Annotated in this window: 16 protein-coding genes, 3 rRNA genes, 1 pseudogene and 3 riboswitches; of the genes and pseudogenes, 19 read left to right on the top strand and 1 reads right to left on the bottom strand. The window is 51.9% G+C overall.

Features of this window, described 5'->3' with window-relative positions; translation table 11 throughout:
* Positions 1-182: 182 nt before the first annotated feature.
* Positions 183-266: pseudogene (locus ACZ5FK_RS13715) on the bottom strand (cyclase family protein); the annotation flags it as partial.
* Positions 267-537: 271 nt separating this feature from the next.
* Between ACZ5FK_RS13715 and ACZ5FK_RS13720 the strand changes: the two are divergent.
* The 19 genes from ACZ5FK_RS13720 (at position 538) to purF (ending at position 24,576) form a co-directional block, all read left to right on the top strand.
* Entirely contained in the window at positions 538-882 is a 345-nt protein-coding gene (locus ACZ5FK_RS13720; RefSeq protein ID WP_464805438.1) for a DMT family transporter, read from the top strand.
* Between the two features lie 2 nt (positions 883-884).
* Positions 885-1,199: a DMT family transporter gene (locus ACZ5FK_RS13725; RefSeq protein WP_464805439.1), complete on the top strand. Its 315-nt coding sequence runs from the start codon at positions 885-887 to the stop codon at positions 1,197-1,199.
* A gap of 205 nt (positions 1,200-1,404) precedes the next feature.
* Entirely contained in the window at positions 1,405-2,871 is a 1,467-nt protein-coding gene (locus tag ACZ5FK_RS13730; protein ID WP_464805440.1) for a nicotinate phosphoribosyltransferase, read from the top strand.
* 12 nt (positions 2,872-2,883) lie between these two features.
* A complete protein-coding gene (nadE, locus tag ACZ5FK_RS13735) occupies positions 2,884-3,708 on the top strand; it encodes an ammonia-dependent NAD(+) synthetase (RefSeq protein WP_464805441.1) in 825 nt (274 codons plus the stop codon).
* A 185-nt stretch (positions 3,709-3,893) separates the two neighbouring features.
* Complete coding sequence (locus ACZ5FK_RS13740) at positions 3,894-4,844, top strand: AAA family ATPase (RefSeq protein WP_464805442.1); 951 nt, start codon at positions 3,894-3,896, stop codon at positions 4,842-4,844.
* The gene (locus ACZ5FK_RS13745; protein ID WP_464805443.1) at positions 4,841-6,049 is read left to right on the top strand and encodes a DUF58 domain-containing protein; all 1,209 of its coding nucleotides are present in this window, start codon (positions 4,841-4,843) and stop codon (positions 6,047-6,049) included. Before ACZ5FK_RS13740 ends, ACZ5FK_RS13745 begins: the two co-directional genes overlap by 4 nt.
* Entirely contained in the window at positions 6,046-8,235 is a 2,190-nt protein-coding gene (locus ACZ5FK_RS13750; protein ID WP_464805444.1) for a DUF4129 domain-containing transglutaminase family protein, read from the top strand. The genes ACZ5FK_RS13745 and ACZ5FK_RS13750 overlap by 4 nt, the downstream gene beginning before the upstream one ends.
* A gap of 32 nt (positions 8,236-8,267) precedes the next feature.
* Positions 8,268-8,369: riboswitch (purine riboswitch) on the top strand.
* Between the two features lie 118 nt (positions 8,370-8,487).
* Complete coding sequence (gene guaA / locus ACZ5FK_RS13755) at positions 8,488-10,020, top strand: glutamine-hydrolyzing GMP synthase (protein WP_464805445.1); 1,533 nt, start codon at positions 8,488-8,490, stop codon at positions 10,018-10,020.
* 3 nt (positions 10,021-10,023) lie between these two features.
* Positions 10,024-10,125, top strand: a riboswitch (purine riboswitch).
* Positions 10,126-10,228: 103 nt separating this feature from the next.
* On the top strand, positions 10,229-11,563 hold the full coding sequence (locus ACZ5FK_RS13760) for an NCS2 family permease (protein WP_464805446.1): 1,335 nt from the start codon (positions 10,229-10,231) through the stop codon (positions 11,561-11,563).
* A gap of 553 nt (positions 11,564-12,116) precedes the next feature.
* Positions 12,117-13,668 (top strand): 16S ribosomal RNA (locus tag ACZ5FK_RS13765).
* 376 nt (positions 13,669-14,044) lie between these two features.
* Positions 14,045-16,979, top strand: a 23S ribosomal RNA gene (locus tag ACZ5FK_RS13770).
* A gap of 190 nt (positions 16,980-17,169) precedes the next feature.
* Positions 17,170-17,285: ribosomal RNA gene (gene rrf / locus ACZ5FK_RS13775) — 5S ribosomal RNA — on the top strand.
* Together the 16S, 23S and 5S rRNA genes form the textbook arrangement of a ribosomal RNA operon.
* A gap of 581 nt (positions 17,286-17,866) precedes the next feature.
* Positions 17,867-18,061, top strand: coding sequence for an NETI motif-containing protein (locus ACZ5FK_RS13780; RefSeq protein WP_464805447.1), 195 nt, complete (start codon positions 17,867-17,869; stop codon positions 18,059-18,061).
* 77 nt (positions 18,062-18,138) lie between these two features.
* Positions 18,139-18,238, top strand: a riboswitch (purine riboswitch).
* 145 nt (positions 18,239-18,383) lie between these two features.
* On the top strand, positions 18,384-18,872 hold the full coding sequence (purE, locus tag ACZ5FK_RS13785; protein ID WP_464805448.1) for a 5-(carboxyamino)imidazole ribonucleotide mutase: 489 nt from the start codon (positions 18,384-18,386) through the stop codon (positions 18,870-18,872).
* Positions 18,869-19,987, top strand: coding sequence for a 5-(carboxyamino)imidazole ribonucleotide synthase (gene purK, locus ACZ5FK_RS13790; protein ID WP_464805449.1), 1,119 nt, complete (start codon positions 18,869-18,871; stop codon positions 19,985-19,987). The genes purE and purK overlap by 4 nt, the downstream gene beginning before the upstream one ends.
* Positions 19,988-20,026: 39 nt before the next feature.
* Positions 20,027-20,281, top strand: coding sequence for a phosphoribosylformylglycinamidine synthase subunit PurS (gene purS / locus ACZ5FK_RS13795; RefSeq protein ID WP_464805450.1), 255 nt, complete (start codon positions 20,027-20,029; stop codon positions 20,279-20,281).
* Positions 20,278-20,964, top strand: a complete 687-nt coding sequence (gene purQ / locus ACZ5FK_RS13800) for a phosphoribosylformylglycinamidine synthase subunit PurQ (RefSeq protein ID WP_464805451.1) — start codon at positions 20,278-20,280, stop codon at positions 20,962-20,964. Before purS ends, purQ begins: the two co-directional genes overlap by 4 nt.
* Positions 20,948-23,164 (top strand): phosphoribosylformylglycinamidine synthase subunit PurL, encoded by a 2,217-nt coding sequence (gene purL / locus ACZ5FK_RS13805; RefSeq protein WP_464805452.1) that lies wholly within the window; start codon positions 20,948-20,950, stop codon positions 23,162-23,164. The genes purQ and purL overlap by 17 nt, the downstream gene beginning before the upstream one ends.
* Positions 23,149-24,576, top strand: a complete 1,428-nt coding sequence (purF, locus tag ACZ5FK_RS13810; protein WP_464805453.1) for an amidophosphoribosyltransferase — start codon at positions 23,149-23,151, stop codon at positions 24,574-24,576. Before purL ends, purF begins: the two co-directional genes overlap by 16 nt.
* Positions 24,577-24,587 lie beyond the last annotated feature (11 nt).

A 24,587-nucleotide genomic window follows, 5' to 3' on the forward strand; every position in this document is an offset into this window, starting at 1 on the left:
TGGAATAAATGTTTTTTGTTACAACTTACGACAAAGTTAGCTATGTATTATGTATTACTAGCAGTGGGTTTGTCGAAAGGAACAAGGAAAGTCGAATGGAAGGAGAAGGGAAGTTGTGGAGTGATTAATGTTATTGGATAAAAATAAAAAGGACGCTGCGTACTACAGCATCCTGTCATGTTTTATGGCAATATGGCGAATGAGCGGACTGGGAAGCCGGACGCCTTCTCAGGTTTCGGCACAATATTACAGATCACTGGGCCTTGCCATTGAGAAAAAAGAAAATGTAAGAGGGCCTATGCATAATGAAGAGGCTCTTGGCTGGTTCACGTACGCCGTTTGGAAATAGCACTTGTGCTGCAGCAGACTGGTTGCTGAGACTACGCAGGCCCAAATCCCTCCGACTCTCTTGATAAGAAATGAATTAAAAAATTGCTAGAAAATCCTTTACACAACAATATCACTTTCCCTTTTTAGAGAGGCAAGCGTGTTTTTTGATATACTCATATGATAGGCATTTACGTAGGAGGTATGACTATGAGTTGGCTATATGTTCTTTTCGCCGCGATTGTCGAAGTGTTTTGGGTGATCGGGCTGCGCTATGCGGAAACTCCGCTTGAATGGGCGGGGACATGCATCGCGATTATTTTTAGCTTCTTTTTCATCATCAAGGCATGTGAAGTGCTGCCGAGCGGAACCGTTTACGCGGTATTTACGGGTTCCGGGGCGGCAGCAATTGTGCTGATTGACTTTCTTGTGTTTGACGCCGACTTCTCAATGCTTAAAATACTTTTCCTTCTCGTCATCATTACAGGCGTCGTTGGAATCAAGGTGACAACACCTGCTGAAGAACCGCCAGCGGATGCAGAAGGGGGGCGCTGAAAATGGCGTGGGTCTATCTTATTATCGCAAGTTTTGGCGAGATCTTCGGTGTGATGTGCATCAATTTATTCATCCAAAAAAAGACAATCGGCCGTCTTGCTCTGCTCGTCGGTGTCTTTGGCGCAGGCTTTGTGTTCCTATCGATGGCGATGCGCGAGATTCCGATGGGTACCGCATATGCGATCTGGACAGGGCTCGGCGCGGCTGGCGCGGTCCTGGTCGGTATCTTCTTCTTCAAGGAGCCGGCGGGATGGAAGCGGATGGTTTTCATTGCTCTTATTATCGGCGGGGCTGTTGGATTGAAATTATTCGGTTGATGGACCTTCCTGGAGTGATCGGTCCAAGGGATGTCTTAAGAAAGACCAGACATCATATAGCATCAAACCATCCGATGCGTTTACATGCGTCATCCTTCCAGGGTCCGACAAGTTTTCCATGCGGATTTTCGTTAGAGTGAGTTCATTAATGGGTAAATAGTGTATACTTGACCTAAAAAGCGATTGTGGAAGAAGGAGATTTGGAATGTCGAATTATGCGGACGACAGCCTGGCGCTGCACACCGATCTGTATCAGATCAATATGACGGAATCATATTGGGCGGATGGAATCCATGAACGGAAGGCTGTATTCGAGCTGTACTTCAGGAACTTGCCATTCGGTAACGGGTATGCGGTGTTTGCGGGGCTTGAGCGGATCCTGGAGTACATAGAAGGATTTCATTTCAGCGAGAGCGATATCGCCTATTTGCGCGAAGAGCTCGGCTACCGAGACGACTTTCTGGAGTACTTGAAAGGGGTTCGCTTCACGGGCGACATCTATTCGATGGTCGAAGGGGAGCTGGTTTTTGCGAATGAACCGATCCTCCGCGTTGAAACGACACTCGCCGAGGCGCAGCTTGTTGAGACGGCTTTGCTGAACATCGTCAACTTTCAGACGCTGATCGCGACAAAAGCCAGCCGCATCAAGCAAGTGGTGAAAGATGAAATCGTCATGGAATTCGGCAGCCGGCGGGCACATGAGATGGACGCTGCCATTTGGGGCGCCCGAGCCGCGTTCATTGGCGGGGTGGAAGCGACGAGTAATGTTCGTGCAGGGAAGCTGTTCGGCATACCGGTCTCCGGCACACATGCCCACTCCCTCGTCCAAGCATATAAGAGTGAATACGAAGCGTTCCATGCCTATGCGAAACGCCATAAAAACTGTGTATTCCTCGTAGATACGTATAACACGCTGAAAATCGGCGTGCCGACTGCAATCCAGGTGGCGAAAGAACTTGGGGACCAGATCAACTTCATTGGCATCCGGCTCGACAGCGGTGATATTGCGTTCCTATCGAAAGAGGCGCGCCGTATGCTCGATGAAGCAGGCTTCAAGGATGCAAAAATCGTCGTTTCAAATGATCTTGATGAATATACAATTCTAAACTTGAAGGCGCAAGGAGCCAAAGTCGACATCTGGGGCATTGGCACGAAACTCATCACCGCGTATGACCAGCCGGCACTCGGCGCGGTCTATAAGATGGTTTCCATTGAAAATGCGCAAGGCGAAATGGAAGATACAATCAAGATATCCTCGAATGCCGAAAAGGTGTCGACGCCGGGATTGAAGAATGTCTACCGGATCATCGACAAAGAGAACGGCAAAGCGCAAGGGGATTATATCACTTTGCAGGACGAGGATCCGGCTGCCGAGGAGCGGATCAAAATGTTCCACCCGGTCCATACGTTCATTTCGAAATTCGTCACGAACTTCGATGCAATCAACTTGCATGTGAAAGTTGTAGAAGGCGGAAAGGCCATTTATGAGAATCCGCCCATCACACAAATGCAGGCCTATGCGCATGACAATCTGGGGCTTCTATGGGAAGAGTATAAGCGGTCCCTGAATCCGGAAGAGTATCCGGTCGACCTAAGCCAGAAATGCTGGGATAATAAAATGAATAATATCCGGCAGGTGCGCGAGAAGGTCGAGGCCTTTTCATCACGGTAAGGAGGAATTGACATGACACTTCAGCAGCAGATTATCGAAGAGTTGAAAGTGAAACCGTCCATCGATCCGAAGGAGGAAATCCGTCGGTCCATCGACTTCATGAAGGAGTATATGAGAAAGAACCCGTTTCTTAGCGGCTTTGTCCTAGGCATCTCCGGCGGCCAGGATTCCACGCTCGTCGGCAAGCTTGCACAAATGGCGGTGGACGAGCTGAATGAGGAAGACAGCACGGACCGATACAAATTCATCGCACTCCGATTGCCGTACGGAACGCAGTTCGACGAGGATGACTGTCAGGCGGCTCTTGACTATATTCAGCCCTCAGTCATCTATACGGTGAATATCAAGGACGCTGTGGATGCAAGCGCGAAGTCCCTCGAAAAAGCGGGTGTCATCATCTCCGACTTCACGAAAGGGAACGAGAAGGCGCGCGAGCGGATGAAGGCGCAGTACTCCGTTGCCGCAGCGCAAAGCTGCGTCGTCCTCGGAACAGACCAGGCTGCCGAAGCACTGACTGGATTCTATACGAAGTTCGGGGATGGCGGCGCGGATCTGATGCCGATCTACCGTCTCAATAAGAGACAGGGACGCGAGCTTCTGATTGAGCTGGATTGCCCAGAGCGGCTGTACAACAAGGTTCCGACAGCGGATCTTGAGGAGAACAGGCCTGCGCTTCCGGACGAGGTGGCGCTCGGTGTCAGTTATGAGGAGATCGACGATTTTCTGGAAGGTAAAGAGGTTTCGGAAAACGCACGCGATCAAATTGAGAAGTTGTATATCCGGTCTGCCCATAAAAGGCATATGCCGATTACCGTGTTTGATGATTTTTGGAAATGAAGGAAAGAGACTCTTCGATGAGAGGAGTCTCTTTTTACCGTTGTCAGCACGGATAAGTTAAAGTTGTAGGAAAATAGCAAGTGGGGTATTATGAAGTTACATTTTGTTAATTTTCGGACATGTCGAGAGAGTAAATTGTTTTTATCGGCGTGTTGTCTATGCATAGAGAAATTGGAGGCTTCCTTATGAACCATGCACAGTTGATCAGCAATGTGTTGGCAAATATCGATAAAGTTATGATTGGCAAGCGGAATATTGCGGAGTTGAGCATGACGGCGCTGCTCGCGGGCGGCCACGTGCTGCTCGAGGATGTGCCGGGTGTCGGAAAAACGATGATGGTGAAGGCTCTTTCGAAATCGATCGGCGCATCATTCAAGCGGATCCAGTTCACGCCGGATCTGCTGCCGTCTGATGTCCTCGGCGTTTCCGTCTACAATCCGAAAGAGCTCGATTTCGAGTTCAGGCCTGGCCCGATTGTCGGAAATATTGTTCTCGCCGACGAGATCAACAGGACTTCCCCTAAGACGCAATCCGCCTTGCTTGAGAGCATGGAAGAGGGTTCGGTCACGGTAGACGGGGAGACCTTGCAGATCCCGAAGCCGTTTTTTGTCATGGCGACACAGAACCCGATTGAGTACGAAGGGACCTATCCATTGCCGGAAGCCCAGCTCGACCGCTTTTTATTCAAATTGAACATGGGGTATCCGGAGCGGCTGGCAGAGATTGAAATGCTGCAGCGCGCGGAAAAATCGGCACCGATCGCTCGCCTGGAGCCGGTCATCTCACTTGAGGAACTGCGTGAATTGCAGCAGGCAGCGACGGAAGTCAATGTGGAAGACGCGGTTAAATCCTACATTGTTGACTGTGCGTCGGAAACGAGGGCGAATCCGTATGTCTATCTTGGCGTGAGCCCGCGCGGCTCGCTCGCGCTTATGAAGGCTAGCCAGGCGTATGCCTTGATGCGAGACCGGGATTATGTGACGCCGGATGACGTGAAGTATTTGGCTCCTTATGTATTTGGACACCGGATCATTTTGAGGCCGGAAGCGAAGTATGAAGGAATTACAACAGGAGAAATCATTGACCGGATCTTGACGAAAGTGAATGTTCCGATCGAAAGGCTTCGGGTGAAATGAGAGGAAAGCTGCAATTCCTGTCTGTATCGGGACGTTTTCTTCTTGTCCTCCTTTTGCTCGTGACGACCGTCGTCTTTGCCATGTTCCAGGGCGGAAAAGTGAGCTGGACAATCTTGTACGCCATATTGCCGTTCGTCATCTATTCGACCCTTCTATTCCTCTATCCGCTTACGGACTTCAATGCAGAGCGCACTTTTAAAACCCGGACGCTGGAGCGGGGAGGCAAGCTGGAGGTGCATATCACACTCTATCGAAAGCTCCCTTTTCCTCTTCTTTATACCGTCGCGGCTGAACGCTGGGAGAATCCGCTGATCGGCAAAAAGGCCGGAATTACTGGAAGACAGTTTTTTTTGCTGGGATTTAGAAAGCGGGTCGAATGGACATACACCATTCATGATATGCCGCGGGGAGAGCATGTACTGCTTGGCGTAGAGGTAGAAGTCTCAGACTTTTTCGGATGGATCCGTAAGTCGAAACTGATTGAACTGAAGGACCAGATCCTTGTGCTACCAAAAACAGAAGGCATCCATTATGTCCCGATCAAAGCACAGTACGACCGGGGATCGATCACCTCGCCGTTCGCTCTCGTCAAAGACACGACGATGGCGACAGGCGTCCGGCAATACCAGCCTGGAGACCGTGTGACTTGGATCCACTGGAAGTCGTTCGCCCGCACGCAAACCCTTATGACGAAAGAGTTTGAAGATCGCCAGTCGGAGGAGCTGCTGCTGTTGCTTGATGGAAGGGCATCTGATTTGTTCGAAGAGAAAATCGAACTTGCCGCATCGATTGTGCAAGAGGCCTCTTCCGAACAGGCGGTTGTGAGTTTTGCGACAATCACGGACCACAGCCGGGAATTTCCGTCGATTCAGACGGCTGAACAGATGCGGAAACTTTTAGTCCACTTGGCAAAACTGCGCCCCTTCACTGATCCAGGCGGCGTGCAAAGTGCGGCTGTCAATATGCCTGTTTCCGGCAGCGCCGTCTGGGTCACGAGTGATCCTGACTGGATATTCATCCAGCCGGTTCTTGCATCACTTCCTTCAGCAAGGGCTGTCATCTGCTTTGTCATTGTCGACCGTAAAAGAACATCCACCCGGCAGCTTGATGAAAAAATGGCTGTACTGCGCTCAAAAGGAATCAAGACAATTGCAATTGGACCAATGGAATTCTCCGATGTGTTTCGGGAGGTGGCCTCATCATGACGAAACTGAAGAAAAAAGACAAGTGGTTGTTCGCATTCCTCTATCTGCTCGCGTTCATGCTTCTAAGGGAATGGCTGCTTCCTGTCATGGAACTGACGGACACAGATTATCTGGGTCTGTTCCTTTTGTTTATCGGCCTGTCGTTCTTACTGGCGCTTCTAGGCGTGAAATGGTGGATTGTAATACCAGCGAAAATTCTATTCATTTTCTGGGCAATCCATTATGTCTTCCTAGGCAGCGTGGTCATGACGAAAAGCTCGATCCTTCTTTTGATGGACGATCTTTTCAGTAATCTTCCTGTGATTGCAGCGTTTGATTGGATGGGGATAACGAATCCGCTTCGCACGGTCATGTTCTTTGTGTTGCTGTGGATGACGACTTATCTGATCCGGCACTGGATTGAAGTGCGGAAGAGCATTCTTTTGTTCTACATCATGACAGTCGTCTTTATCGCGTTTATTGATACTTTCAGTGCCTATTCAGCGGATCATGCCATCATCCGGATCATGGTGAACGGCCTGTTGCTCATCGGTCTTCTGTATATTATGCGTGTGTCCGAAAAACACGGGAAACCGATCAAAACAGGAATGTATGCGGTCATTTCGCTCCCTCTGCTTTTCATGGTCGTAGGCAGTTCATTGCTGGCAAGCGCCATGCCGGAACGAGATCCGGTTTGGCCGGACCCCGTTCCGTTCTTCAAGTCGATTGTCACTGGCAGTGAGGGAGTGGGAGGTGTCATGTCGACAAGCGGATATGATCCGGACGATTCAAAACTTGGCGGTCCGTTCAATCCGGATGACAGGGTCGTCTTCGAAGCGAAGGCGCCTTCGCGTCAATACTGGAAAATCGAATCAAAAGATACCTATACGTCAAAAGGCTGGGTGCAGAACATGACAGATCGTCTGCCTGTCAACTATTTTCCCGGCTCAGTTATTGCAGATGAAGATGAATCCGTAGAAGAAGATCGGAATATGCGTGCTGAAATTGCCATGAAAGAGCCGCTGCCGTATCTGGTCCAGCCCTATGGATATACGAAAATTGACGCAAGGTCTGATGTGCTGCTGAACCATTACCAAGAAAGCGGACAGCTCTGGGCGATGAAAGACGGGGAAGAAATCGACCTGGATCAGTATGGTTTTGACTTCAATGAACCAATCTATAGCATGAAGGCATTACGTGAAGCTGATATGGCGGAGTACGGTAATGAACTCGGGCAGATGGACGCCTATCTGCAGCTACCTTCTGAATTGCCGGAACGGGTAAAGGAGCTGGCCGCTTCCATAACGGAGAACGAGGCAAGCGTCTATGATAAGGCGAAATCGATCGAGCGGTATTTCAAACGGAATGGATTCGTCTATGACCAGACAAATGTGCCGGTGCCTAAAGCGGATGAGGACTATGTCGACCAATTCCTGTTTGAATCCAAACATGGGTATTGTGATAACTTTTCTACGTCAATGGTCGTAATGCTTCGTTCTGTCGGCATACCTGCTCGGTGGGCAAAAGGGTTCGCGCCGGGCACATCCGAGTTGAACGGTAATGGTGAGCGAGTCTACACTGTTACGAACAATGAAGCCCATTCCTGGGTGGAAGCATATTTGCCGGGAATTGGATGGATGCCGTTCGAACCGACAATCGGCTTCACTAACCCCGCTGGCATCACGTATGATGTTGAATCCAATTTGGACGATCCTCAAACTCCTGAGATGGAGGAATTGCCGAAACCGGAGGAAAACAAACCGGACGTGCCTGAGAAGTCAAAAAGCTCCGCAAGCGGGACTCCTTTCTTTACACATGTCAGTGACTGGTTGAAAGCGAATAAGCTGCTGTTGTTTGCTGCAGGAGGCGTTCTTCTAATCGCCGCGTGGTGGTTATTCTCAAAGCGCAGCAAATGGCTGCCTAAATTTCTTGTCCGGCGTTACGAAAACACGGATCGTGACTGGGGTATGTTCGCCAAACAGTATAAAGGACTGCTCCGCCAGCTCGAGCGCTTTGGCTTGAAACGCAAGGGCGGCATGACTCTCGGGGAATTTGCGTCCACGGTCGATCGCCATTTCGGAGGCAATCGTATGCGTATTTTGACGGACGCATACGAGAAGGGAATATACGGCGGACATGCAGATGCGGGCGATTATGAGGAGCTGCAGGAAATATGGAAAGATTTAATCATAAGGACATCGGGTTGATTTTTGCAGAATGCAAGAGTATGATGAAAAAAACAACATACCGATGCAGCCCTCATATAAGTCCGATAATATGGTTCGGATGTCTCTACAAAGCCACCTTGAATGGCTTTTCTATGAAGGCGGGAAGAGCAATGTATATTGCTGTTCCTGCTTTTTGTAGTTGCCGAGACGCGAGGAAAGAGGATTTTCTATCGCGTCTTTTCAATTTTAAGAAGAAAAATCGGTATAAATACTTCAGAAGAGGTGGAACAATTGTCAACTGCTCCTTTACTAGTCGAACAAGAGAAAATCATCGTGTTAGATTATGGCAGCTCTTATAACCAGCTGATCACTCGCACCGTCCGTGAACTGGGAGTTTATAGCGAATTGTTTCCTCATACAACATCCGCGGAAGATATCAAGAAATTGAACGCAGTCGGGATTATCCTGTCGGGCGGTGAGAAGAGTGCAGATACTTTCGCAATTGACCATAAAATTTTCTCGCTTGGCATACCGGTCCTTGGAGTCGCTTCAGGCGCTGAGCTGATCGCCCGTGAATTTGGGGGGCAGGCAAGTGAAACATCAACATCGGTGGCAGAAGGAACAATCACTGTTGATCCGTCAGCTAAACTTTTCTCCGGACTTGCAGAAGAACAAAAGGTGTCTGCGCTTCGTTCTTTTGACGGCTTGCCGGAAGGGTTTGAAAAGATCGCTGCTACAAGCAATGGAGATATCGCTGCAATTGCAAATGATGAGAAACGTATCTACGGCGTATTGTTTCATCCTGAAGTCGAAGGATCGGAAAACGGCCGGGACATGCTTCGCAACTTCTTGAACGTATGCGGAGCAACCGGCAAATGGACGATGAAGGCGTTCATCGATATCGAAATGGAGAAGATCCGTTCCCAAGTCGGTGACCGGAAAGTCCTTTGTGCTCTAAGCGGCGGGGTCGATTCATCCGTTGTCGCAACATTGATACACCGTGCAATCGGCGATCAATTGACATGTATCTTCGTAGATCACGGTCTTCTCCGAAAAGGGGAAGTGGAAAGCGTTGTTGATACATTCAGCAACAAGTTCCATATGAATTTCATCAAAGTGGATGCTCGCAAACGGTTCCTGGACAAGCTGAAAGGCGTTACGGATCCTGAAGCGAAGCGTAAGACGATCGGAAATGAATTCATTTATGTGTTTGACGAAGAGGCGGCAAAGCTTGACGGCATCGAGTTCCTCGCACAAGGTACAATTTACGCGGATATCATTGAAAGCGGAACAGCGACAAATGAAGTGATCAAATCACACCATAATGTCGGCGGCCTGCCGGAAGACTTGGAATTCGAATTGATTGAACCGCTAAAAGCGCTCTTCAAAGATGAGGTCCGTGCAGTCGGCGCTGAGCTCGGCCTGCCGGAAGACATCGTCCGCCGCCAGCCATTCCCAGGTCCGGGCCTTGGCGTCCGCGTCCTTGGCGAGGTGACGGAAGATAAGCTTGAAATTGTGCGTGAAGCGGACTGGATCCTTCGGGACGAATTCGCGAAAGCGGGACTCGACAAGAAGATCTGGCAATACTTCGCCATCCTTCCGGACATCAAGAGCGTCGGCGTCCGTAATGAAAAGCGTTCCTACGACTACGCGGTCGGCCTTCGTGCAGTCCATTCCGTGGATGGAATGACTGCCGACTTTGCAAAGTTACCTTGGGAAATCCTTGAGAAGATAAGCAACCGGATCACGGCGGAAGTGGATCACGTCAACCGCGTTGTGTATGACATTACCCCGAAGCCGCCGGGCACGATCGAGTGGGAATAATAACAAGTAAATAAGATGACGCATCGTATAATCATGGGAATAGGGCCCAGAAGTTTCTACCAGATCACCGTAAATGGTCTGACTACGGAGCGCGGCAATGAGGGCGGCATGCGTCCTCATGAGCTGCGTCTTAGGGAAGCATACGATGAATCCGTATGCTTCCTTTTTTATTGCTTTTAGAAACCTATATAAAGGATGGAACCTTTCAATGAAGAAATACTTCGAGTTTGATAAACTTGGCACCAATTATCGCAGGGAAATTATCGGTGGATTAACGACGTTCCTGGCGATGGCCTATGTCCTTGCTGTGAATCCGCTCATGCTGTCCCTTGACGCAGTCCCTGATCTGCCGGATGCAATGCGAATGGATAAAGGCGCAGTATTCGTAGCCACTGCATTATCCGCGGCAGTCGGTTCATTATTCATGGGAATCATCGCGAAATATCCGATCGGCCTTGCCCCTGGTATGGGCCTGAACGCCTTCTTCGCATTTTCAGTTGTGCTCGGCTTCGGCATTCCTTGGCAAACGGCATTAACGGGCGTACTTTGTTCCGGACTTATTTTCATCATCTTGTCTCTTACTGGTTTGCGAGAAATGATCATCAATGCCATCCCGGCTCAGCTTAAATATGCGGTAGGCGCGGGAATCGGTCTTTTCATCACCTTCTTGGGCATGCAAAATGCCAATATCATTATCGGTGACGAAAATACACTTGTCACACTGGGCGATCTGTCATCAGGTCCTACGCTGCTCGCCATCTTTGGCCTGGTCATCACGATCATCATGATGGTCAAGCAGATCAAGGGTGCGATCTTCTATGGAATGATCGCCACAACGATTCTTGGAATGCTCACGCATCTAATAGAAGTTCCGCACCGAGTCGTCGACAAAGTACCGAGCGTTGCACCTACATTCGGCGCAGCATTCGACGCCATCATCCATGAACCGTCATCATTGATGACAACCCAGTTCCTCGTCGTCGTCATCACGTTCTTGTTTGTCGATTTCTTCGACACAGCAGGAACACTCGTTGCGGTTGCGACACAAGCCGGATTGATGAAAAACGACCGGCTGCCGCGTGCAGGAAAAGCGTTGCTCGCAGATTCAATGGCAACAGTTACAGGCGCAATCTTCGGTACATCGACAACGACATCTTATATCGAGTCCACAGCGGGAGTCGCGGCAGGGGCGAAAACAGGCTTCGCAGCAATCGTAGTCGGCGTCCTGTTCCTGCTATCGTTGTTCTTCTCACCGGTGCTGTTCGTTATCACACCTGAAGTGACAGCACCTGCATTGATTATCGTGGGCGTGTTGATGGTATCGACAATCGGCAATATTGAATGGACAAAATTCGAAATCGCCGTTCCGGCATTCTTCACAATCATTTCAATGCCGCTCACATACAGCATCGCGACCGGTATCGCGATTGGGTTCATCTTCTATCCAATCACCATGATCCTAAGCGGCCGCCGGAAGGAAATCCATCCAATCATGTATGGGCTCTTTATCATCTTCGTTCTGTATTTCATCTTTATCAAATAGGAAGAAACACCCGTCTGGCATAGGTCCAGACGGGTGTTTTGCACATAAACGCGAAAAAAGATGAAAAAAGATGTTCAAACTGTTGACGGTCTGAAAATGATTTGGTATAGTAATAAAGCAGTCGGGAGCGCCGCTAAGAAATAAAGCGCAAACGGCAATGAACCTTGAAAACTGAACAGCAAAACGTCAACATAAAGTTCCGAAGCCGACCCCGTCGGCGGACGAACAACAATGGACATCATAAAGATGCCAGCAAAGAAATCGAGCTACTCGAATTTCTTCAACCTTTCTTCTATAAGAGAGGCTCTGACGGCCGAGATGTAGTGCAGTGCTAGGAGACGATTGAGTGAAGGAGGGAACGTGCTTTGGCACGTGACCGACTGAACGAATGAAGTCGACAACGCAATGCGCTGCGTATCGGTCCGCCAGACTGGTGTGCGAGACGTGGTGGAGTGCTAGGAAGCGAAGGAGCAAGGGAGGGAACGTACACCAGTACGTGACCGACCGCGCGACTGAAGCTGACAACGCAATCCGCCGCGTATCGCGCGCCGGATTTATGGAGAGTTTGATCCTGGCTCAGGACGAACGCTGGCGGCGTGCCTAATACATGCAAGTCGAGCGAATGACAGGGAGCTTGCTCCCTTGATTTAGCGGCGGACGGGTGAGTAACACGTGGGCAACCTGCCCTGCAGATGGGGATAACTCCGGGAAACCGGGGCTAATACCGAATAATCAGTTCCTCCGCATGGAGGAACTCTGAAAGACGGTTTCGGCTGTCACTGCAGGATGGGCCCGCGGCGCATTAGCTAGTTGGTGGGGTAACGGCCTACCAAGGCGACGATGCGTAGCCGACCTGAGAGGGTGATCGGCCACACTGGGACTGAGACACGGCCCAGACTCCTACGGGAGGCAGCAGTAGGGAATCTTCCACAATGGACGAAAGTCTGATGGAGCAACGCCGCGTGAACGAAGAAGGCTCTCGGGTCGTAAAGTTCTGTTGCGAGGGAAGAACACGTACGGGAGTCACTGCCCGTACCTTGACGGTACCTCGTCAGAAAGCCACGGCTAACTACGTGCCAGCAGCCGCGGTAATACGTAGGTGGCAAGCGTTGTCCGGAATTATTGGGCGTAAAGCGCGCGCAGGCGGTCCTTTAAGTCTGATGTGAAATCTCGCGGCTCAACCGCGAACGGTCATTGGAAACTGGGGGACTTGAGTGCAGAAGAGGAAAGCGGAATTCCACGTGTAGCGGTGAAATGCGTAGAGATGTGGAGGAACACCAGTGGCGAAGGCGGCTTTCTGGTCTGTAACTGACGCTGAGGCGCGAAAGCGTGGGGAGCAAACAGGATTAGATACCCTGGTAGTCCACGCCGTAAACGATGAGTGCTAAGTGTTAGGGGGTTTCCGCCCCTTAGTGCTGCAGCTAACGCATTAAGCACTCCGCCTGGGGAGTACGGCCGCAAGGCTGAAACTCAAAGGAATTGACGGGGACCCGCACAAGCGGTGGAGCATGTGGTTTAATTCGAAGCAACGCGAAGAACCTTACCAGGTCTTGACATCCCGCTGACCGGCATGGAGACATGCCTTTCCCTTCGGGGACAGCGGTGACAGGTGGTGCATGGTTGTCGTCAGCTCGTGTCGTGAGATGTTGGGTTAAGTCCCGCAACGAGCGCAACCCTTGATCTTAGTTGCCAGCATTCAGTTGGGCACTCTAAGGTGACTGCCGGTGACAAACCGGAGGAAGGTGGGGATGACGTCAAATCATCATGCCCCTTATGACCTGGGCTACACACGTGCTACAATGGACGGTACAAAGGGCTGCGAACCCGCGAGGGGGAGCCAATCCCATAAAACCGTTCCCAGTTCGGATTGCAGGCTGCAACTCGCCTGCATGAAGCCGGAATCGCTAGTAATCGTGGATCAGCATGCCACGGTGAATACGTTCCCGGGTCTTGTACACACCGCCCGTCACACCACGAGAGTTTGTAACACCCGAAGTCGGTGGGGTAACCCTTACGGGAGCCAGCCGCCGAAGGTGGGACAGATGATTGGGGTGAAGTCGTAACAAGGTAGCCGTATCGGAAGGTGCGGCTGGATCACCTCCTTTCTAAGGATAATTACGGAATATGGATCTCCGATCCATACGTTGACGTTTTGCGTTCAGTTTTGAAGGTTTATTTCTTTCTTTATAGATCTTCTAACTTGTTCATTGAAAACTGGATAGAACGACATTGAAAGTAACAAGTAATCAACCGAGTCGATCACTTTTGTGATTGAACATGCAATACTTTGTAACGAGCTGGTTGTATTTATCGCTAAATACACCACTCAAACCATGGCACCTCTAGCAGGATGCCAATGGGTTTCGAGACGCAAGCAGGACGAGGAAGCGATGGGAGCGAGGACCGGAACGTGCATTGGCACGTGAGGACCGCAGTGACCGAGCTGACAAAGTAATGCGCCGCGGATCGGAAGCCATAAAAGGTTAAGTTAGAAAGGGCGCACGGCGGATGCCTTGGCACTAGGAGCCGATGAAGGACGGAACTAACACCGATATGCTTCGGGGAGCTGTAAGTAAGCTTTGAGCCGAAGATTTCCGAATGGGGGAACCCACTGCCCGTAATGGGGCAGTACGCTACACGTGAATACATAGCGTGAGCGAGGCACACCCGGAGAACTGAAACATCTAAGTACCCGGAGGAAGAGAAAGAAACATCGATTCCCTTAGTAGCGGCGAGCGAAACGGGAAGAGCCCAAACCAGGAAGCTTGCTTCCTGGGGTTGTAGGACACTCTATACGGAGTTACAAAGGGCTGGGTTAGGCGAAGCGACCTGGAAAGGTCCGCCAGAGCGGGTAAAAGCCCCGTAGCCGAAAGTCCAGCCCCTCCAGAGTGGATCCTGAGTACGGCGGAACACGTGAAATTCCGTCGGAATCCGGGAGGACCATCTCCCAAGGCTAAATACTCCCTAGTGACCGATAGTGAACCAGTACCGTGAGGGAAAGGTGAAAAGCACCCCGGAAGGGGAGTGAAAGAGAACCTGAAACCGTGTGCCTACAAGTTGTCAGAGCCCGTTAATGGGTGATGGCGTGCCTTTTGTAGAATGAACCGGCGAGTTACGATTCCATGCGAGGTTAAGCCGAGAAGGCGGAGCCGCAGCGAAAGCGAGTCTGAATAGGGCGCATGAGTATGGGGTCGTAGACCCGAAACCAGGTGATCTACCCATGTCCAGGGTGAAGGTAAGGTAACACTTACTGGAGGCCCGAACCCACGTACGTTGAAAAGTGCGGGGATGAGGTGTGGGTAGCGGTGAAATTCCAATCGAACCTGGAGATAGCTGGTTCTCTCCGAAATAGCTTTAGGGCTAGCCTCAAACGTAAGAGTCCCGGAGGTAGAGCACTGTTTGGACGAGGGGCCCATCCCGGGTTACCGAATTCAGACAAACTCCGAATGCCGGATGACTTCTGTTTGGGAGTCAGACTGCGGGTGATAAGATCCGTGGTCGAGAGGGAAACAGCCCAGACCGCCAGTTAAGGTCCCCAAGTATCCGTTGAGTGGAAAAGGATGTGGCGCTGCCCAGACAACCAGGATGTTGGCTTAGAAGCAGCCACCATTTAAAGAGTGCGTAATAGCTCACTGGTCGAGTGGCGCTGCGCCGAAAATGTACCGGGGCTAAACGGATCACCGAAACTGCGGATTGACACCATTGGTGTCAGTGGTAGGAGAGCGTTCCAAGGGCGTCGAAGCCAGACCGGAAGGACTGGTGGAGCGCTTGGAAGTGAGAATGCCGGTATGAGTAGCGAAAGAAGGGTGAGAATCCCTTCCACCGAATGCCTAAGGTTTCCTGAGGAAGGCTCGTCCGCTCAGGGTTAGTCGGGACCTAAGTCGAGGCCGATAGGCGTAGACGATGGACAACAGGTTGATATTCCTGTACCACCTCCCCGCCGTTATCAGCAATGGGGGGACGCAGTAGGATAGGGTGAGCGCGCTGTTGGTCATGCGCGTCCAAGCAGTGAGGCGTGGAATGAGGCAAATCCCATTCCAGATGCGCTGGGCTGTGATGGCAAGGGGAATTGTCCCCGGAGTCCCTGATTTCACACTGCCAAGAAAAGCCTCTAGCGAGGCGGGAGGTGCCCGTACCGCAAACCGACACAGGTAGGCGAGGAGAGAATCCTAAGGTGATCGAGAGAACTCTCGTTAAGGAACTCGGCAAAATGACCCCGTAACTTCGGGAGAAGGGGTGCTCTGGTAGGGTGAATAGCCCGAGAGAGCCGCAGTGAATAGGCCCAGGCGACTGTTTAGCAAAAACACAGGTCTCTGCAAAACCGTAAGGTGACGTATAGGGGCTGACGCCTGCCCGGTGCTGGAAGGTTAAGAGGAGGGGTCAGCGCAAGCGAAGCTCCGAATTGAAGCCCCAGTAAACGGCGGCCGTAACTATAACGGTCCTAAGGTAGCGAAATTCCTTGTCGGGTAAGTTCCGACCCGCACGAAAGGCGTAACGATCTGGGCACTGTCTCAACGAGAGACTCGGTGAAATTATAATATGCGTGAAGATGCGCATTACCCGCGACAGGACGGAAAGACCCCGTGGAGCTTTACTGTAGCCTGATATTGAATTCCGGTGCAGCCTGTACAGGATAGGTAGGAGCCTAAGATGCCGGAGCGCCAGCTTCGGTGGAGGCACCCGTGGGATACTACCCTGGCTGTATTGGACTTCTAACCCTTGCCCGTGATCCGGGCAGGAGACAGTGTCAGGCGGGCAGTTTGACTGGGGCGGTCGCCTCCTAAAGAGTAACGGAGGCGCCCAAAGGTTCCCTCAGAATGGTTGGACATCATTCGCAGAGTGCAAAGGCATAAGGGAGCTTGACTGCGAGACCTACAAGTCGAGCAGGGTCGAAAGACGGGCTTAGTGATCCGGTGGTTCCGCATGGAAGGGCCATCGCTCAACGGATAAAAGCTACCCCGGGGATAACAGGCTTATCTCCCCCAAGAGTCCACATCGACGGGGAGGTTTGGCACCTCGATGTCGGCTCATCGCATCCTGGGGCTGTAGTCGGTCCCAAGGGTTGGGCTGTTCGCCCATTAAAGCGGTACGCGAGCTGGGTTCAGAACGTCGTGAGACAGTTCGGTCCCTATCCGTCGCGGGCGCAGGAAATTTGAGAGGAGCTGTCCTTAGTACGAGAGGACCGGGATGGACACACCGCTGGTGTACCAGTTGTTCTGCCAAGGGCATCGCTGGGTAGCTATGTGTGGACGGGATAAATGCTGAAAGCATCTAAGCATGAAGCCCCCCTCGAGATGAGATTTCCCTTTACTTCTGTAAGTAAGATCCCTCAAAGATGATGAGGTGGATAGGTCCGGGGTGGAAGCGTGGCGACACGTGCAGCTGACGGATACTAATCGATCGAGGACTTAACCAAGAAATGCCGAAGCGGCCGTCTAGGCGCGACAGGCACAAGACGGATTGGCGAAGCGGCGCTTTCTGCCGCACAGCCGAGATGGCTTGTGACCCGAGCGACTGGCCGCTGAGGCTGGACAGTTACAACAGTAGTTGATTACGTTACACAATGTCACTTCTATCTGGTTTTGAATGAGCAATTCATTCACCTGTCTGGTAATGACGGCGAAGAGGTCACACCCGTTCCCATCCCGAACACGGAAGTTAAGCTCTTCAGCGCCGATGGTAGTAGGGGGCTTCCCCCTGTGAGAGTAGGACGTTGCCAGGCCAAGGCCATCCCCCGAGTGGGGATGGTTTTTTTGTGCTTTTCGACGCCATGGAGACCTTCCTTGAAGGCTGGCATAGAGGATGAAAAGATGCTGATCGTGGCCGAACTAAATGAATCGTTCCAGTGGTTAAACGGTCGCTCGTCGCGCTAAATGAATCGTTCCAGTGGTTAAACGGTCGCTCGTCGCGCTAAATGAATCGTTCCAGCGGTTAAACGGTCGCTTGCCGAGCTAAACGGATCGCTCCGGCGGTTAAACGGTCGCTCGCCGAGCTAAACCGATCGTTTCTGCGGTTAAACGGTCGTTCCTCGGGCTAAATGAATCGTTCCATCGGCTAATCAGTCGCTCGCCGAGCTAACCGGATCATTTCGCTGGCAAACGGTCGCTTCCCGAGCTAATCGGTTCGTTGCGCCGACTACTCACAACCCGCCGTTCCACGCACTAACCGCTCGTCGTTAAACAGCAACCAGCATCCCGCATTTTTGATCCCTCAGGCGAATCAGAGCTTGAAGTATGATACAATCAAACAAATTAGGCTGCGGCAAGTTTTCAAACGGGCGCGCAGGAGGAAAGGATTTTATAAATGAGCAAGAGAAAGACGGTATGGTTTGAAGTGGATGAGAATGAAACCATCGAGGAGTGCCTGAATCGGATGAAGGCGGAAGGGTATATGGCGGCAGGCCGCAAAGAAGAACCTGTTTTCATGGAACAGGATGGTACCTACATTCCTGTTCGGCAAATCATCAAGTTTAAAGGAATCTCGATTGATGTTGAATAAATACGAACGTTTTTATATACATAATATATAAACGTTCGTGTAATGAGTTGACAGGAGCTTCGATGATTGTTAGAATGTAAGTGAATAAGAGAGACCCACATATATGCTGGGGGATTGGCCCCAGTGTTTCTACCAGGACACCGTAATGTCCGGACTATGCGGGAAGCGATGAACGAGGATTGGCAGGTCCGCTGCCAGTTTGTTTTGGCGTCTTTCATGACGCGGCAAGCCCTCGGATAGTCCGCTTTCCAATGCATGTTGGAATAGCGGTTTATCCGAGGGCTTTTTGCATAGAAACATATGAGCAAAGGGAGTGGATTGGATGGAACCGAAAGTCGGTGTGATCATGGGAAGCAAAAGTGATTGGGAGACGATGCGGCATGCATGCGACCTCCTGGAAGAGCTACAGGTGCCATATGAGAAAAAAGTGGTATCGGCGCATCGGACACCGGATCTGATGTTTACATATGCGGAGCAGGCGGGTGAAAGAGGAATCGAGGTTATTATCGCAGGAGCAGGCGGAGCTGCCCATTTGCCGGGCATGGTCGCTGCAAAGACGCTGGTTCCTGTCATCGGCGTGCCGGTTCAATCGAAAGCGCTGAATGGGCTGGATTCATTGTTATCCATTGTCCAGATGCCCGCAGGTGTGCCGGTGGCGACCGTATCCATCGGAAAAGCGGGTGCGATAAATGCAGGTCTGCTGGCTGCCCAGATGTTGGCAGTCCATGACTGTAAACTCGCAGAGCGGCTGGAAATGAGACGCTGCGAAGCACGCGAGGCATCTATCAAGAGCGGGGAGGAGCTTGCATGAAGACAATTTTACCGGGACAGACGATCGGCATCATTGGCGGCGGCCAGCTCGGACGCATGATGGCGCTTGCTGCAAAGGAAGCGGGATTTCGGATCGCTGTGCTGGATCCCGTCATTGATTCACCATGCGGGCAGGTGGCTGATATCCGGATCGCCGCGCTATATGATGATTTGGCGGCGCTAGAGGAGCTTGGCGAAGTCAGTGATGTCGTGACGTATGAATTCGAAAATGTGGATTATGAAGGGCTTCGGCATATGGAGCGGTTCACGTATTTGCCGCAAGGGGCGGAGCTTGTGAGAATCACGCAGAATCGGATCCTGGAAAAAGCGGAAATTAGAGCATCCGGTGCTCCTGTTGCGAAGTATATCACGGCTGGTTCGTTCGAAGAACTGGTAAGGGATATCGGCAATATCGGTTTTCCATGTGTCGTGAAGACGGCGTTCGGCGGGTATGACGGCAAGGGGCAGGTGAAGCTCCATTCTGTAGATGATCTGGAGCAGGCGAAGGGCTTATTCGCCCACTCGGCATGCATCGCGGAAGAGTTCGTTCCATTCGAGCGTGAGATTTCTGTTATTATCCAGCGAAATGCCGCTGGGGAGTCTCATTGCCTGCCGACCTGCGAGAATGTCCACAAGAATCATATTTTGCATGAAACGATCGTGCCGGCGCGCGTTCCGGAAGCAGTTGTGATGAAAGCCCAAGAAGCGGCTGCCGCCATCGCGAACCACCTTCAGCTTGTCGGTACGCTTGCAGTTGAAATGTTCGTCATGAAAGAAGGCGGTGTTCTGATTAATGAGCTGGCTCCCCGTCCTCACAACTCTGGGCATTATTCCATTGAAGCATGCAACATCTCCCAGTTCCATCAGCATATCCGGGCGGTTTGCGGCTGGCCGCTGCAAAAACCGATTCTTTGGAAACCGGCTGTCATGGTGAATGTCCTGGGTGAACATATCGCACACGTCTGCAGTGCAATTTCAAGTTATCCAGACTGGTCTTTCCATCTATACGGCAAAGCGGAAGCGAAGGAGAAACGGAAGATGGGGCATATTACAGTCTTGACTGATGACCATGATGCCACATTAGCCGAAATTGATGCAACTGGCATCTGGGCGTAATCAAATCTATCACATATATCCAATTTAGGAGGAACTGACATGACAAAGGTGAACGTATTCGTAACACTTCGGGAAAGCGTTGTTGATCCGCAAGGCACGGCGGCGAAAGGAGCTCTTCATTCGCTAGGTTTCGGCGAGGTGAAAGATGTCCGTGTCGGCAAGCTTATCGAACTTGAGTTGGAAGGTACTCCGGAAAACTTGGAAGAACGCGTCCAGGAGATGTGCAGCCAGCTGCTAGTCAATCAGGTGATCGAGGATTACAAGATCGACATCAAGGAGGCGCATGTCCAATGAGGTTCGCCATCTTGTCTTTTCCGGGTTCCAGCTGTGACCGCGACATGCAGCGCGTGCTGGCAGATGTGCTAGAAACCGAAGCCACAATCGTCAAGCATACAGATGCCGATTTTGATGGATATGATGCAGTCATCATCCCGGCCGGGGCTTCGTATGGCGATTATATCCGGCCCGGTGCACTTGCGAAAAGCTCGCCTGCAATTAGCAAGCTTCGGTCGTTTGCCGCGTCCGGAAAACCAGTCCTTGGCGTCGGCAACGGCTTTCAGATTTTGACGGAAGCAGGATTGCTGCCAGGCGCCTTCCTTCCGAATGCCAGCCTCAAATTTGATTCAGGCACAGCTTTGCTGAATGTCGAGACGTCTACTGCGCTCTTCACCTCTGCATTCGGGGAAGGCAGGCAGATCCGGCTGCCTTTCGCGCATGCATACGGCACCTATTATGTTGATGAAGAGACACACCAACAACTCATGTCTGACGACAGGATCGCTTTTACATACGCGGACGCTGCGATGAGCGGCAGCACTGGCCGTATCGCGGGTGTCCTGAATGAAGGGAAGAATGTGCTCGGACTGATGGCGCTTCCTGAACGCGCTGCAGAGGAATTGATCGGAGGAACAGATGGATTGCCTTTATTCCAATCAATCGTTAAAAACGGGAGGAACGAACATGCAAACTTTGCTTGAACCGACGACAGAACTGATCAAGGACGAGAAACTATACTTGCAGATGGGCATGACCGAGGAAGAATACAACCGTGCGTGTGAAATGATCGGCCGGCTGCCGAACTATACGGAGACCGGGCTGTTTTCAGCTATGTGGTCGGAGCACTGTTCCTATAAGAGCTCAAAGCCGGTTCTTCGAAAGTTCCCGACGGAAGGTGAGCGGGTTCTCCAAGGGCCTGGCGAAGGAGCCGGAATTGTCGATATCGGCGATCAGCAAGCAGTCGTCTTCAAGCTGGAGTCGCATAACTCGCCGTCCGCAATAGAGCCGTTCATCGGTGCAGCGACGGGGGCGGGCGGCATCATCCGTGATGTATTCTCCATGGGCGCTCGTCCGATTGCGCTCGTCAATTCGATGCGATTTGGTGATCTGGCAAATCCGAGGGACCGTTATCTGTTCGAGGAGGCGGTCGCCGGGATTGCGCATTACGGCAATGTCATCGGCATTCCGACTGTCGCCGGGGAAGTGCAGTTTGACAGCAGCTACTCGAAACGTCCACTCGTCAATGCGATGGCGGTTGGATTACTGAATCACGCGGATATTCAGAAAGGAATTGCGTCAGGAGCAGGCAATACAGTCATGTATGTTGGTGCGCCGACAGGCCGGGACGGCATCAACGGAGCGACGATGTCCTCTGCAGAAGTGGAAGTCGAGAAGGAAGCGGAGCTGCCGGTCATGCAGGCGGGTGATCCATTCCTTGAGAAACTGCTTATGGATGCATGCCTTGAGCTCGTGAAATCAGATGCGCTGATCGGCATACAGGACATGGGTGCGGCGGGGCTGACGTCTTCCTCTGCGGAAATGGCCTCAAAAGCTGGATTTGGTATAGAGATGAACCTTGATCTTGTGCCACAGCGTGAAGAAGGCATGACGGCATATGAAATGATGCTGTCCGAATCGCAGGAGCGCATGCTTGTCGTTGTTAAGCAAGGACGCGAACAGGAAATCACGGATCTATTTGCAAGCTATGGCCTGACCGCTGTAGCAATCGGCAAAGTGACTGAAGATAAGATGCTTCGGCTTTATCATAACGGAGAGATGGTTGCTGAGATTTTGGCGGATGTCCTCGCGGATGATGCGCCAGTGTATCATAAAAAGTCCAAAGAGCCGGCATACTTCGCGGAATTCCAGGCATTGGACAATAAAGAGCCGCAAGTTGCAGACGTGAAGCAGGCGTTGATCCAGCTATTAAGTCAGCCGACAATCGCTTCGAAAGAGTGGGTGTATCGGCAGTTTGATTCCGGGGCAGGCGGCCATACAGTCGTCGCTCCAGGCTCATCATCAGGCATCATCCGGATCCCTGGAACGGACAAAGGGCTTGCAATGACAGCGGACTGCAACTCACGCTATATCTATCTCGATCCTGAGACGGGCGGCAAAATTGCAGTCGCGGAAGCCGCAAGGAATCTTGTCTGTTCAGGCGCTGAGCCGATCGCATCGACGGACTGCCTCAATTTCGGAAGTCCAGACAAGCCGGAGGTGTTCTGGCAGATCGAAAAATCAGCGGACGGCATCGCGGCTGCTTGCCTGGAGCTGAACAGTCCGATTATCGGCGGGAATGTGTCGATGTCGAATGAGGCGGACGGCGTGCCGGTAAAACCAACACCGACAATTGGAATGGTCGGCTTGATGCAAGACTTGAAGAACGTGACGACCGTGCCGTTCAAGCAGACGGGAAATCTGATTTATCTCATTGGCGAAACGATGACAGAATTCGGCGGCAGTGAACTGCAGCAGATGCTAGAAGGGAAGATTTCCGGCAAAGCGCCAGCAATCGACCTTGAAGTTGAAGCGAGACGCCAGCGAGAGTTGCTAGTGGCAATCGGAGAAGGGCTCGTACAATCGGCGACTGACCTTTCGGAAGGCGGATTTGCGGTGGCCCTTTGTGAAAAGGCATTCGGAAGCGGACTTGGAGCGGAAGTGGAGCTTGCAGGCAGCAAGGTGACGGCTTTGTTCAGCGAGACGCAATCCCGTTTTCTGGTGACAGTCACCCCCGAGAATGCAGAGCGATTCGAAAAAACTGTCACTGACGCTGTCTGCATCGGCCATGTGACGGATCAAGCCCGTCTTGTCATTAACGGCGAGGGAGGCGAATGGCTGAGCAGTCCGGTGGATGAACTTGAGACGGCCTGGAGAGGGGCGATCAAATGCTTGCTGAACTGAGAGGGCTGAACGAAGAATGTGGCATCTTCGGCGTTTTCGGCCATGAAGAGGCCGCGCAGATCAGCTATTACGGGCTTCATGCGCTGCAGCACCGCGGACAGGAGGGCGCTGGCATTGTTACAAAGGATGCGAAAGGGCTGCATGTCTTAAAGGGCGAGGGATTAGTGAACGAGGTGTTCACAGGCGACAAGCTAGCGAAGTTGACAGGCAGTGCGGCAATCGGCCAGGTCCGTTATACGACAGAAGAGGGGCGCGGCGCGGAGAACGTCCAGCCGCTCGTCTTCCGTTCAACGACGGGCAGCATGGCGATTGCCCATAACGGCAATCTAATCAATGCGAAAGAATTGAAAGAAAGCCTCGAAAAGCAGGGAAGCATTTTCCAGACAACTTCGGATACCGAAGTGCTCGCCCACTTGATCAAACGCAGCGGCAGCGGTTCGTTGACGCAGCGAGACCGCGTAAAAAAGGCGCTAGGGATGCTGAAGGGCGCGTTCGCGTTCGTCCTTCTGACCGAGGAAGGCCTCATGGTGGCGCAAGACCCGAACGGCATGCGCCCCCTCTCGATCGGCCAGCTTGGAGATGCATGGGTCGTCGCATCGGAGACATGCGCATTTGACCTGATTGGAGCGGAAGCAGTACGTTCGGTGGAGCCGGGGGAACTGCTCATCATCAATCAAGACGGCGTCTACGCGGACCGGTTTACGGACAGCGGGGGTCCTGCTATCTGTTCGATGGAATATGTGTATTTCTCAAGGCCTGACTCCGATATCGACGGCATCAATATCCATATGGCACGCAAACGATGCGGCAAACAGCTCGCCCGGGAAGTGGCAATTGAAGCGGATGTTGTGACAGGTGTCCCTGATTCAAGCATTTCGGCGGCGATCGGTTTTTCCGAAGAGAGCGGGATTCCATATGAGCTGGGGCTGATTAAAAACCGCTATGTCGGCAGAACGTTCATCCAGCCGACCCAGTCGATGCGGGAGCGGGGCGTCAAGATGAAACTGTCGCCTGTCCATCAAGTCGTAAAAGGGAAGCGCGTCATCATGGTCGATGATTCCATCGTCCGGGGCACGACCTCAAAACGGATCGTATCCATGCTGAAAGAGGCGGGTGCGCTTGAGGTGCACGTCGTCATCGCGGCTCCGCCTCTTGTGAGTCCGTGTTTCTACGGAGTGGATATCAGCACGGATTCCGAATTGATCGCAACCGGCCGGTCGGCAGATGAGATTCGCGACCTGATCGGAGCAGATTCCCTTCATTTCCTTTCGAAAGACGGAATGCTGGGGGCGATCGGCCGCCCTGCAGGAATGAAGAATTGCGGGCAGTGCCTCGCCTGTTTCACAGGGGAGTACCCGACAGACATATATGCGGATACGGCAATGCCGCATGAAAAAGAGATTGTACGTTAAGGAGGCAGTAT

The sequence above is a fragment of the Sporosarcina sp. GTC18466 genome (assembly GCF_055389225.1).